At 49.2% G+C, this 13,028-nt stretch carries 8 protein-coding genes; 7 read left to right on the top strand and 1 reads right to left on the bottom strand.

Annotated features, from left to right (window positions below):
- Positions 1-35: 35 nt before the first annotated feature.
- On the top strand, positions 36-1,199 hold the full coding sequence (locus tag GC102_RS24185) for a DUF4317 domain-containing protein (RefSeq protein WP_171691764.1): 1,164 nt from the start codon (positions 36-38) through the stop codon (positions 1,197-1,199).
- A gap of 551 nt (positions 1,200-1,750) precedes the next feature.
- Positions 1,751-5,800 carry an FIMAH domain-containing protein gene (locus GC102_RS24180; protein ID WP_171691763.1) on the top strand — a complete coding sequence of 1,350 codons (4,050 nt, stop codon included), beginning with the start codon at positions 1,751-1,753 and terminating at the stop codon, positions 5,798-5,800.
- Positions 5,801-5,936: 136 nt separating this feature from the next.
- Here GC102_RS24180 and GC102_RS24175 read toward each other — a convergent pair whose 3' ends face one another.
- Positions 5,937-7,109 carry an ROK family transcriptional regulator gene (locus GC102_RS24175; RefSeq protein ID WP_171691762.1) on the bottom strand — a complete coding sequence of 391 codons (1,173 nt, stop codon included), beginning with the start codon at positions 7,107-7,109 and terminating at the stop codon, positions 5,937-5,939.
- Between the two features lie 311 nt (positions 7,110-7,420).
- Here GC102_RS24175 and GC102_RS24170 point away from each other — a divergent pair, with 311 nt between their 5' ends.
- Genes GC102_RS24170 through GC102_RS24150 form a run of 5 tightly spaced genes read left to right on the top strand, consistent with a single transcriptional unit; the run spans position 7,421 to position 12,984 of the window.
- Positions 7,421-8,866 carry an ABC transporter substrate-binding protein gene (locus GC102_RS24170; RefSeq protein ID WP_171691761.1) on the top strand — a complete coding sequence of 482 codons (1,446 nt, stop codon included), beginning with the start codon at positions 7,421-7,423 and terminating at the stop codon, positions 8,864-8,866.
- 60 nt (positions 8,867-8,926) lie between these two features.
- Positions 8,927-9,874, top strand: coding sequence for a carbohydrate ABC transporter permease (locus GC102_RS24165; protein WP_246321088.1), 948 nt, complete (start codon positions 8,927-8,929; stop codon positions 9,872-9,874).
- A gap of 34 nt (positions 9,875-9,908) precedes the next feature.
- A complete protein-coding gene (locus tag GC102_RS24160; protein ID WP_171691760.1) occupies positions 9,909-10,745 on the top strand; it encodes a carbohydrate ABC transporter permease in 837 nt (278 codons plus the stop codon).
- Positions 10,746-10,792: 47 nt separating this feature from the next.
- Complete coding sequence (locus GC102_RS24155) at positions 10,793-11,965, top strand: ROK family transcriptional regulator (RefSeq protein ID WP_171691759.1); 1,173 nt, start codon at positions 10,793-10,795, stop codon at positions 11,963-11,965.
- A 38-nt stretch (positions 11,966-12,003) separates the two neighbouring features.
- Positions 12,004-12,984: a Gfo/Idh/MocA family protein gene (locus GC102_RS24150; protein ID WP_171691758.1), complete on the top strand. Its 981-nt coding sequence runs from the start codon at positions 12,004-12,006 to the stop codon at positions 12,982-12,984.
- Positions 12,985-13,028: the final 44 nt, after the last annotated feature.

Here is a 13,028-nt window from a genome sequence, read left to right as displayed (position 1 = left end):
AGGCCATTTTACTTCATAGGAGCGTCTGAAGGACCATGATAAAGAAAGAAATCGCGCATATTCGCAAGCATTTTAAATTGGATAACGAAATGCTTAAAATCCACGATATTTTTAACGTGTATATCATGAAGGAAAGCAACGAGATCTACCATTATGAGCGCCAACCGTTCGCCCTAGTAGACAGGGAAAAGCAGGAACTATATATGCTCAATTTCAAAAAACTGCTGACCGGCGAATTAGATCAGAAGATGTATGAGTTAAAGTTTCAGGAGGAAGCGGAGCAGCCTACACAGGTGCTTCTCCATCAAGGTTTAGTGACTGGTAATGCGGAAGAATGGCAAGATCTGATGCTTTTGTTGGTGGAAAAAATGTTGGTGGATACCACATACGAACAGGATACAGTGATTACTTTCGTTCGCGGACAATATTCACGGCCGACTAAGAGTAGGAACGAAGATGCCATGGAGAGCGAAAAAAACGAGATGTTCGCGAATCTATTCATTCTGTGCAGCGTGAATTCTACGGAACAACAGAAGAAAACGCTCATGTTTGACTATGTGGAGAGAGAATTTAAGTATAACGTTTTCGTAGATCCGATCATCAAATTGAACACGCCGGAACAAGGTTTTTTCTACCCTAGTGTGACAGACAACTATTCCGACGTGAATCGCATTCTGTATTGCTCGGGGAGAGCGCATGAACCGAATTGGCATTTCATCGATCAAGTCTTAAATGCCGAGAAGACCGTGACGGCGTTAGAAGAGAGAGCCATTTTTGAAGACATCGTGAAGGAAGTAGCGGGCGATCAACTGGATGCATCTACGATCGCTCATGTGTATGAGGAAATTCATCGGGTCATCGAGTCCAACGAGGATGAAGAACCTCCAAAGCTGGACTATAAAGATGTGGAACGCATGCTGTCGGTCAGTGGTGTAGAGGGCGTGACGATGGAAAAGGTGGAACGAGCGTTCCAAAACGTCGTCGACGACAAAAACTATGAACTCAAAGCAAGCAGCGTCATGCCGAAGTTCACTTCTAAATCGATTAAAATTGATACGAAGATAGCCACGATTTCGGTCAGTCCTCAAGATTTAAAGTACGTGAGACAGGTAAATTATCAAGGTAAACGATGTATCTTGATCGAGGTCGACGAAGACGTCGTGATCGAAGGATTTACGCTCAGTACGGAGACGTTGTAGAGTAGGAACGTTCACGCAGACGGCGCAATTGGCGTGCTCAGTTTTGTTAAATTGGGCGGGTGCGACACCGACAAATCTGCTCTGGTAAAGAAGTGAAACTTAGCCCATGCTTATATGCATGAAATTTACGGCATGCCAGATAGTCAATTTCACCACGGTGCATAGAAAATTCTAATCAATTCTGGAACAACAATTAAATAAATATACGAAAAGAAGCGGACTTCTGATGATTCTCAGTTGTCGGCTTCTTTTTTGCAAGGTAGTAATCTATGAAGAAAAAACTATTGTACCCCATTTGCGGTCAACGCAGCTTTAACTGGAATCTCCGCTGTCAAAGAATGCTGTGGCTCTGCTTACACCCCTCACTTATAACCCATCGCCATATCTTAAAAAAACCTTTACAAAAACAAAGAGGAAACGTGGCCTTGATGGCGAATGATATTTATCAGTAATTAATAAATCAAATAGTTTTATAAATTAATTACTAGGATGGAGCTGTTTCCTGTACTTCGAAATCATTGTGTAAATTGATACAAGGAGATGACTAACAAGTGAAAAAGAAACTGTTAACCCGCTGCTTCACCTGCCTAATGGTTACACAGCTTGTCGCCGGCTCTCTGCTGACGCTTAGCAGCCCTGCAGCTGCAGAAAGCGCAGCCGCCGTCGAAGCCGTAGCTGGAATCCCCCGCATGCTCATTACTGAAACGGTCCCTGACTCCGGTGGAGACGATGCACTGGGAGAGGATCCCTACGAGTACCTAGAGGTTTATAACAACAGCGACCAGCCGATTGACTTCAAGGACTATTCTATTTTATACAGGTACCCGGGGGAGCCCGGCCAGGATTTATTCTGGCGGCCTTACACCGATAAACAGATTATCATCCAGCCTAAGCAGGCCATGGTTTTCTGGGCGGTTACGGCGTCAGGGGAGCCCAAGACGGTGGCTGATTTTAATCAGCATTTTCAAACCTCGCTCATTGAAAATAAAGACATTGTCCGGATTCCCGGCGGTATTAACAACCTGAGGGAAAGAACCCTCGTGGTAGCTACTAATACAGGAACCGACATTGTACGTGCGAGCTTTAATCCAGGCGTGATTGATACAGCTGCGGATCTGAGTATCGAGTACGGCGTTCCAGACGCCGGCAGTCTCGATATGAAGAAGCTCAGCTCCAAGGAGTTGCCAGCCTCCCCGGGAACCTTCAACCCGGCTAACGTACCCGCGGAGCCTGTCCTCACTGTGAACGACCCTGTCCCGCCGTCGGTAAAGGATCTTTCGGATCACACCGGGATTGACCTGATCAAGCCGATTGAGCTGATAGCCGAAGCGGCAGATGATCGTCTTCTTGCTTCCCTTAATTTATACTATAAATCCAACAAGACGACGAATTATAAAATGGTAACCTCGCCGCGCGGCGCCGACGGACGCTTCCGCTACTCGTTGGAGATGATGGAATGGTTCGGGAGCCCGACACTCGACTACTATTTCCAAGCATCCGATACCTTCAACACAACGTCAACGGCTCCTCCGAAAACGATCAGCCTGGCCGGGAATGAGAAAAGCCCTGCGCTGAACGTTCTTGATGGCGATGTTCTGTCTGGTGAGCGAGTTCTGATCGGTTCGTCTACCACCGCAGGGTCCATGTCGCTGTCGATCGACGGTCAGCCGGTCAGTCCAACGGAACGAGCCATGGAGAAAACGGCTTATTTTGTATTTGAAGCGGACGACATAAATGTAGGGCAGAACGTGACCACCATGGGCAGCGAGACGCTGTACTTGATTCCGTTCCAAACCAATGATTACAAAACCATGGTAGTGCCGGTACGGCCCGATTTGTTCAAGTACGGTCAGGCGAATCCGATTGCACTGCGAGCGGGTTCATCAACCCGACCTTATTATGAGAACCAGCCGGAGCCTGGCCTGGATGATTTCAATATCCGCAATGTCCGGCTTGTTTTAGCAGACGGTACGGTCATCCGCGACCCGAAATATGCGAATCCGGCCACCATACTGGACATGGGAGATAACGGACGCTTCCTTCCGGTTGTGTACTTCAACTTCACGATTCCCGAGCGCTATTGGGACGGGATCTCCTACCGATGGAACACTGCAGCAGCCGTTGACGGACCTCATCGGGTCGAGGTGACTCTGCCTGACGGCAGCAAGGACACAGCGAGCGTGATGGTAGACAATCAAGGCCCGGTTGTAACTGCGAATATTACGGAAGGCAGTACTCACAAAGGGACTTTTGAGATACAAGCTTCCGCATCGGATGCGGCTTCCTCCGTCAAATCCTTCGAGGTGAAACTGGATGGCAAGCTCATTGAGGTTCCGTATTCCACCTCCTCTGCGGCTCTCACTCCGGGGGAGCATAATCTTGTGCTTAAGGCTGTAGACGCCGGGGGCAAATCGACGGAGAAAACGACCAAATTCACAACGCCTGCAGAGCTTCCGGGTATGCCGCTTCTAGCGGCGCCGGCGGACGGTGCTCAGGATACGGAAACGAACGTGAGCCTGCAGGTATCGGTTTCCGATCCGACCGGCGACCCGCTGAACGTGAAGTTCTTTAAAGGGCAAAAGATCACCGCCGCGGACGCGGGAGTGATCGCTTACAAGCATGCGGCTGATGTAGAGCCTCCTCTGACCTTGACGAGTCCGGGAGAAACGCAGCTGACCGCCGAAGAACAAACAGCCGCCGGAGCCTCCGATGACCGTTACGTCACTAATGACTCTACTGAACAGTTTCCTTATCAGCGCTTTGAAGTGGAAGTGAGGGCGGAAACCGGCGCCGGCGATCGTCTCGAGCTAAGTTGGGAAGGGCATTCGCTCAAGGGTCGTAAAGTAGGTTTGTACGCATGGAATTATACTGCGGCAAAGTGGGATTCCCTAGCGTCCACAGTGGCCATTTCCGAGGAAGACTTTAACCTCTCAGCGGCGGTGGACGGCGGCAATTATGCAAGAAACGGCAAAGTCCAAGTCCTGATTCAGGACGAGATTCCGCGCCGTGAGCAGTACGATTTTACCATTGCCTCTATCCCGGACACACAGATCTACGCGGAAATTCAGCCGGAGTATTTTGAGTCCCAAGTCAATTTCCTGCGCGATGCCAAAGAATCGATGAATATTCAATATGTGATGCAAGTGGGGGACATTGTAAACTCCGCAGGAATCAAAGGACAGTGGGAACGTGCGGATAAGTTTATGAAGGTGGTGGAAGACGCCCAAATTCCTTGGGGTTTAGTCGCGGGCAACCATGACGTGTTCGACGGAGGAGCGACGTCAGTGCCGGATTACTCGGAATTCTCGAAGTATTTCGGAGAGAACCGCTTTAAGGATAAGCCTTACTACGGAGAGTCGTACAAAGATAACAAAGGTCACTATGACCTGATATCAGCAGGCGGCAACGATTTTATTTTCGTCTACATGGGTTGGGGTATGAATGATGAGGATATGGACTGGATGAACAGCGTTTTGAAGCAGTATCCGGATCGTAAAGCGGCCATTGTGGTTCATAATTATTTGCAAAATAACGCAACGAGATCCGCAACAGGCAACGAGATTTACCAGAAAGTAGTAGTTCCGAATCCTAACATATGGATGGTCATGAGCGGTCATTTCACCGGAAGTGCGCTGCGTACCGACCAGCTTGATGATAACAAGGACGGACAGCCGGATCGCAAAGTGTACCAGATTCTTAACGATTATCAGGGCATTCCGAACGGTGGAAATGGATATTTGAAGCTTCTGCATTTTGATACGGAGACGGATACCGTCTATGTTAATACGTATTCGCCGTATTTGGACGATTACAATTATTACGATCCGAGCAAGGACGAGTTTAAGCTTTCGGTGGACCTGAAGCCGATGGTGAAAAGAGTGGCGACCGACGCGATGACGGTAAAAGTGTACGCTAACGATGCGATTGGATCGGCGCAGGCGGCCAGCGGTTCCACAGCCATGGTCAACTGGAACAACCTGAAAGGAAGCACGGATTACGAATGGTACGCACTGGCAGAGGACAGCTTCGGCGGACGGACGTACTCGGATATTTGGTCCTTCCGCACCCAGGTTACCGTTGAAGCGCCGCAAGGCGTGAAGGTGGCAAACGTGACTGCAGGTTCGGCGCAGTTGAGCTGGTCCCCGATAACGGCATCCGACGGAAGCAGCGTGACCTACCAGGTGTACGGCAGTCATGGGGCCGTCTCCACGGTGACCGGCACGGTGTACACTTTGACGGGACTGGATCCGGATACGGTGTATTCGTTCCAGGTCAAAGCTGTACACTCGTCGGGAGCGGTATCTGTGCTCAGCGAGCCGTTAAGCTTTAAAACATCGATTGACCTGCCTGCTCTGCAGAACGGCCTGCAGCGCTTTATTGCCTCCGGCAAGGTTACCCATCCGCTGGCCAAACAGCTGGAGAATGCACTAAGCCAGGCGGTCAAACATATGCAGAATGGACAGCGGGATCAGGCAGCCAAGCAGATTGAGGACTTTTTGAAGTACCTCTCTAATAAAGCACATCAAGATTTGGTTGCTGCGGACGCTATGCAGTGGCTGAATGATAAAGCTGAGGCCCTGCTTCGCATCTGGAGCCGATAACCTGCCTGCAAGGCGCTAATAAACGAAAAGCCCCTGGAAGATTTCTCATCTCTTCCAGGGGTTTTTCGTTGCGACAATATCGTCCATAACCCTATATTTCCAGTTTACTGAAGTACAACCGAGCAGTGACTGCGAGTCACAGCGACAAGCTATCGAGCGGGATCTTGAACACGCTCTGCTGGACAAGCCCGACGGCTAGTGCAGTCTCGTCCTCCATGTCGGTGAGGTGTAGGAACTCTACGTTCCGGCACGTTTCCGGCACTTGGGCCATCACTCGCGCTTTGAGTTCGTCGACGAACGAGTCCCCCCATACCGGCAGCATAAACCCGGTGAGCAGAACCCGGTCCGGATTGAGCAGGGTGACGATATTGGCAACGGAGTAAACGATCGCCGTTCTCACCACCTCGCTCAGCAGAACGGTTTCGGGGTCTCCGGCGCGGACAGCTTCGTTGAACTGCTCCCAACTCCGACCGAGCGTCCGGAGCAAGCCTCTGGAGGAAGCCAATGTGGTTAGGCACCCTCTGCCGCCACAGTAGCACTCATAATCGTAGGGCGGCATAAATGCCTTATAGTGGCCAACCTCGCCTGCTACGAAGGAGGAGCCGGTGACCAGCAGTTTCTCTACGACGATGGCGCCCCCGATGCCTTTGGCTAATTTGAGCGTCACATTGTTTTTGGAGGAGATCAGACTTCCGCCCATATTTTCGTTGAACGCGAGCAGATTGGTGTCATTCTCCAGTAAGACGGGGAGCCCGTACTCGTCCTCGAGCAGCTTCGCCAGCGGTATCCGCTTCCATCCGAGCCCCGGCGAGCGAAGCAGAATGCCTTCGGAGGAGTCAACGAGTCCATGGACGCTGAAGCCGATTCCTTTCAGGCAGGTTGGGTCAGGGGTCTGGCCCATGAGTTTGTCGATCACGCTGCGGATCACCCGGAGCAAGTCCTCTTCGGTCTCGTAACTGTCTGCCTTCACTTCAGCTTCCGCCAGGCGGGTGTGCTGGAAATTATATACCGCTCCTCGTGCCGATGTGCCCGACAATTCAATGCCGATCGCACAAAAGCGGGAACCGTTAAGCAGCAGGGGAACACGCTTACGGCCGCTGCCGCTCTCAAGGGATTGCGGTTCTCCTTCGATAATCAATTGATCCTCTAGAAGCCGGTTTACGATGTTGGTGACGGTTTGCTGACTAAGTCCGGTTTTTCTGGCTAGCTCTACACGTGAGATCGAACATTCCGAATAGATCAGATGCAGTACCTTCTGCTGATTTATGGATTTAAGCAGCGTGTGGCTTGCATGTTTCAATGTGGACATAAGTCGACCTCTTCCTTGAACTAAACACGTTTATTCTCTTAGTTGAAATTAGTTTACCACGCAGGTCATTACTGGGTAAAGGTAGGGATTTTTGTCGAAAGATTTTTATTGTATCTAAAAGAAAAAACAGGTAGGATAATAATAAATAAAATTGATTTATTAACTAAGTGTAAATTGTAAGCGTGTTCACACCATGTTAATCAGAGATTTTTAACAGATCCCTTACAAAACGATAATCATCGCCAAACAATTACACTGTATTATTGGATTTAATAAATCAATTTTCTTTATTAATTCGAGGGGGTTTAAGTATGAGAAAGAATTTTGCAAAGCTGACGGCTTTAAGTTTGACGGTCGCCATGTCCAGTTCCTTGTTGGCGGCATGCAGCAGCGGGAACACACAGCAAAATCCGGGAGCCCAGACCCAACCGGGCGCATCAGCGGAGGTTTACGAAAACGGTTTGTCGAAGAACGAGAAAGTAACTCTGAAGGTCGGATTTTTCATGGGTGGTTACGGGCGCGAATGGTTCGACTATGCTATCAAATCTTTCACAGCAAAATACCCGAACGTTTCATTCGATATTACGGCATCGGCAGATATGAAAAACACCATTCAAACTAAGATTGCAGCAGGCAACGATAACGATATGTTCGACATCTTTAACACAGCACCGACGTCAGGAATTGTTCCATTAGCTGAAGCCGGAAAACTCGAACCCTTGGATGATTTATTCAATAAGAAGCTTCCGGACGTACCTGATAAAACGGTTAAGGACATGATCTTGCCGGGAATGTTTGAATCGTTCACCAGAGTCAACGGTAAAGTATACGAGTTCACTACAGCCAGTTCGTTCGGTGGTTTGTTCTACAATAAGACCTTGTTCGAGAAGAACGGTTGGAACCAAACTCCACGGACATGGGCTGAATTTAACGACCTTCTCGCAAATATCAAGAAATCCGGAGTTACTCCAATTACATTCCCGGGTATTCATCCGAACTATCACGACTGGGCCTTCGGAGATGCCAAAGTATTTGAATTGGCAGATATGAAAGGCGGCGCGGATAAATACATTGAAAATTTCAAAACTTATACGGGGCCACAATATACTTCACCTGAAAGTATAGAGCATTGGAACCGTCTTTATGAACTGGGCAAGAAGGGCTATTTCCCTGAAGGCTTACCTGCTTTAACGCATACCCAGTCCCAGATGCAGGTGATTCAAGGTCAAGCTGCGATGGTATCGACAGGAAGCCACGTAGAGAATGAAATGAAGAAGTCGACACCTGAAGACTTCAAATGGGGCTATATGGCGGTTCCGTTCGTCGAGAACAAAAACCAGAAAATTTGGATTAAAAGCGGCATTACGAACTTCAACTATATGTGGGCAGGCAAACCGGAATTAAACAAGAAATGGTCCAAGGAGCTTATAGTCTGGTTGATGACGCTGGAAAACCAACAATTTGCTGCTGAAAAATCAGGGGCTCTCCCGATGCGTAAAGATTTAATCGACGATTCCGCAAAAGTTGCAAAACTTTCGAGTTCAGCTCAAGCAATTTTGAAGTACATTAAGGAAACCGAAGCACGGACATATAAAGCGCACAGAACCGTCAGCATCTCGGATCCGAACATGGTCAAAGCGACAAAGGTTAGAGACGAAGCGATTACGAAAATCGTTTTGGGCAAGCAGGATCCTAAACCAATGCTTGAAGAAGCGGAAGGCTTGCTGCAGCAAGCTGTTAAAGCGCAGAAGAAATAAACAGAACGAGCGGGGAGGAATTCCTCTCCGCTTTAATTTCATAATAGGAGTTGACTTCCTTTGTCCGACTCAACGGTATTGAAAGCGCAGCAAACTCCGCCTCGAAAAATGGGGCTGGATAAAGCGAAAACACAAAAATGGATATTTTTAACCTTAGCCATCGTCCCGCCCTTCGGCGGATATTTACTGTTTACGCTATTTCCGAATATATTATCGATCTACTATGCCTTACTGGATTGGGATGGACTCACAGACCCCAAGTTTGTCGGGCTCAAGAACTTTGCTACTGCTCTCCAGGATGAGTATGTCTGGCGTGCACTCGGCCATAACGTGATATTTATGATAACGATTCCGGCTTTGGTTGTACTAATTTCTTTGCTCCTAGCCTATTTGGTTACGAATAAATCATATTTCGAGAACGAATTCCTTAAAGTGCTGTTTTTCTTTCCGAATGTTCTGTCGATCGTTGTGGTCGCTCTTTTGTGGGCATTCATCTACGATGGGACTTACGGCTTGCTGAATGGAGCACTCCAGCTTATCGGCATTGACATGAAGAACTTTTACTGGCTGGGCAGCGAAAGCACGGCGATCTGGGCGCTCATCCCGCCATGGGTGTGGGGCGGCGTAGGCTTGTACGTAATTATTTTCGTCAATGCTATGACGGCTATTCCCAAATCGCTGTATGAATCGGCCATTCTGGAAGGTGCCGGCCATATGACACGCTTGTTTCAGATCACTATTCCACTGATTATGTCGATCGTGCGCGTAAGTGTGCTATTTCTCATTATAAGTACACTGAAAACCTTCGAGCTGATATTAATCATGACAAACGGTGGCCCGTCCGGGTCGACGGATGTGATTGGTCTATATATGTTTAACCTGGCATTCGGAAACGAGTACATTAACTACGGTTACGCATCAGCGGTCGGAATGATCCTGTTCGTCATCCTGGTTACAGCCAAGCTGCTTATGGACAAATTTTTGCCGAACCGGGGAGTCGAGTTCTAATTATTACTGTTCTAACGTGGGGAGTGGATTCGGGTTGAAAGAAAAAAGGACACTAATGGACGTGATTTGGCGTCTGGTCTTGTATATTTGGGCATTAACGATACTTTTCCCGCTGGCATGGGTTTTTTATGAATCCTTGAAGACCAACCCGGAATTTTTCAAGGATATATGGGCCCTTCCCAAACAAGCGCAATGGTCGAATTATGTCATTGCTTGGACCGAATATGGCTTCGGCCAATCCTTGTTAAACACACTTTATTATGTGGGCGGAAGCCTTGTAGTAAGTCTCTTTTTTACTACACTTAATGCCTATGCGCTGACAAGGATGGAATTCAAGGGAAGGAACCTCATTTGGGGCTTGATCATGCTTTCGTTATTCCTTCCCGGCATTAATGCCTTGGTTCCTCAATACGTAATCATGCGAGAGTTACATTTAACGAACAGCCTGACGGGTTTGATTTTGCTGTCAGCCTTAGGGGAAAGTGTATTCTACTTGATGCTTCTGGGAGGCTTTATGAAGTCGCTGCCCAAGGATTTGGAGGAAAGTGCGCATATGGACGGCGCTTCGATCTTTCAAGTTTTTTGGCGGGTCATCGTGCCGCTTTCTACTCCCGGGATTGTTACCGTAGCCATCTTCAAGTTCCTCGGATATTATAACAACTTTATGGGTCCGTTCATCTACTTGAGCGATCCAGAAAAATATACAATTGCGGTGCAAATGTATCAAGCTAACAAAATGATGGAATACACTACGGACTGGGTTACCTTGTTTGCGGGTGTAACGATTGCGATGGTTCCTTCCATCATCGCGTTTATATTCTTCCAAAAGATGATCATGCAGGGTGCGACTTTAGGTGCGGTTAAGGGCTAGGTAGAGAGAAAAGGGATATCGATAGGAAGGAGCTGTCTTGTGCACAAATGAACGAGAACACAAGCAGTAAATGGCTGAAGTCTGTGAATCAGCAAAAGGTGCTTCGATTGATTTACGCAGAAGGGCCGATCTCCCGGGTAAATCTGGCGGAGAAAACGGGACTGACCCCGCAAACGATTACGAACATTGTAAACAGGTTGCTTAGAGAAGATATTCTGCAGGAAAATGTTCCGTTGGAAAACGGGGTGGGCCGCAAGCCCGTTCCACTTGTCGTCAAAAGCGGAAATTTATTCGCCATCGGGATCGAGGTTGCGGTCAAATACGTGCGTGGTACACTGGTGGATTTTCGGAATGTACCCATCTGCGAAGTCACGGAAACGATGTTTTCCGGTGGTAATGAAGACCATGATGAGAATAAGGTCGAGTGCATCGTTAAGGTGATCGACCAGTTGCTAAAACGGGTGCCGAAGATGAACCAGCTCAAAGGCATCGGATGTAGTATCCAGGGGCTGGTCGATTCCACGGACGGCGTCGTGCTGCTTTCTTCCGGTCTGCATTGGCGGAATTTCCCGCTAAGGGAAAGGCTGGAGCAGCATTACAACCTGCCGGTCTATCTGGAGAATGACGCGAACCTGCTTGCGCTTGTGGAAAATTTGAACGGAAGCCTGGCTGCATCGAATCATAACGTGACAGTAAAATTGGATTACGGCATCGGCGGAGCTCATGTGATGAACAAGCAACTGAATTCGGGGGCCGGACATGTGGCGGGCGAGCTCGGGCATTGTAAAACGTTCTTCGGCATCGAAGCCCTGCCGTGCCACTGCGGAGCCAAGGGCTGCCTGACTACGCTGGTCTCTGGAAGCGGAATGAAACGCAACCTGGGATTTACGCTGGAGGAGTTCGGGCATCGGATTCGGGAAGGGGATCCGGTTGCGCGGGAGTGGCTTGCAAAGATGGCCGAGGCGGTAAGCTCCGCCCTCAGTAACTTGATTACCTTCTTGAACCCGGACCATGTATTGTTTACCGGCAAGGTGCTGGACCATACGGGAAATTATCTGATGGACCCGCTTAGAAAGCGTATTCTGGAGAACATTCCGGAATCCTGCCGTAAGGTCCGACTTCTTCGGCTGGAGCAGACACCGGACGATTCGGTTCTGGCGGCCGGGCTGGTCATGAACCGGTTCTTCGACGTTCCGCCGATACATTTATCCGTCATTTAACGGGGTTTAAGGCTGTTTTGCGAAAAGGAGAATCCTGCATGAAGATTGCTGTAATCGGCTGCGGTACAATGGGCCGTACCCATGGGGCCGAATGGATTAGAATGCCCGGTATTGAGCTTGTTGGTGTGTGTGATATGCAGGAAGAAGCTGCTCAGGCGCTTGCCGGGAGGTTGGAGACAAAGGCTTTTTTCGATTTCGATCAAATGGTGTCGGAGGCGTGTCCGGAGGTTTTAGACATCTGCTTACCAACGCATATGCATAAGGAATTTGTTCTCAGGGCCGCCCGTCTCGGGAAGCATATCATTTGCGAGAAGCCATTCGCCTTGTCGCTCGAGGAAGCGGATGAGATGGCCGCTGTCTGCGAGCAGCAGGGAGTAAGGCTGTTCATCGGTCATGTGGTGCGTTTCTTCCCAAGCTATATCGATATTCGCCGCAAAGCTGCAGATGGAGTAGTCGGGAAGCCCGGAGTGCTGCATACAAGACGGATGGGCGGTAATCCGGGTGTTGCCAAGACCTGGTACACCAATAGTGAGATCAGCGGTGGAGTGATCCTCGACCTAATGATTCACGATATTGATTTTGCTCAAAGCATCTTCGGGAAGGCCGTATCCGTGTATGCAATGAACCGCAGGCACGAGGGTCTCGACTACGCACTGGCAACCCTGCGTTTTGAGAATGGTGGGATTGCGCATCTCGAGGGTTATTGGGGATTTCCGGGCCCTTTCACGACCAGCGTGGAACTGTCCGGCAGTGGGGGTGTCATCCGCTTTAACAGTGAGGAAGCCGTTTCGCTCAAGATGTTCAAAGTAAATAACGATTTGCCTGAGACCCCTGCTCTCCCGCTTCCCAAAAGCCCTTCTATGTATAATCCGTATTACTTGGAGCTCGCTCATTTCGTGGAATGTCTGCGGACCGGCGCCGAGCCGGACATAACGATCGCTGACGCCCGAAGTGCGCTGCAGACGGGCCTTGCCGCGATTGAATCCGCCGCCACAAGTCGTCCGGTACGCATACAGTGATGAAGTGGGACAGGAAGGGGAGAGACGTAGTGACTGAGTTAACG

The sequence above is a fragment of the Paenibacillus germinis genome (assembly GCF_013141785.1).
Taxonomy (GTDB): Bacteria; Bacillota; Bacilli; order Paenibacillales; family NBRC-103111; genus Paenibacillus_E; species Paenibacillus_E phytorum.
Note: the sequence above shows the minus strand (reverse complement) of the source record. Positions and strands in the feature narration are given on the sequence as shown.

Excerpts from the sequence above, each read along its gene's own strand:
- GC102_RS24185 (WP_171691764.1), top strand. The coding sequence starts at position 36 with ATGATAAAGAAAGAAATCGCGCATATTCGCAAGCATTTTAAATTGGAT.
- GC102_RS24175 (WP_171691762.1), bottom strand. The coding sequence starts at position 7,109 with ATGTCCACATTGAAACATGCAAGCCACACGCTGCTTAAATCCATAAAT.
- GC102_RS24170 (WP_171691761.1), top strand. The coding sequence starts at position 7,421 with ATGAGAAAGAATTTTGCAAAGCTGACGGCTTTAAGTTTGACGGTCGCC.
- GC102_RS24155 (WP_171691759.1), top strand. The coding sequence starts at position 10,793 with ATGAACGAGAACACAAGCAGTAAATGGCTGAAGTCTGTGAATCAGCAA.
- GC102_RS24150 (WP_171691758.1), top strand. The coding sequence starts at position 12,004 with ATGAAGATTGCTGTAATCGGCTGCGGTACAATGGGCCGTACCCATGGG.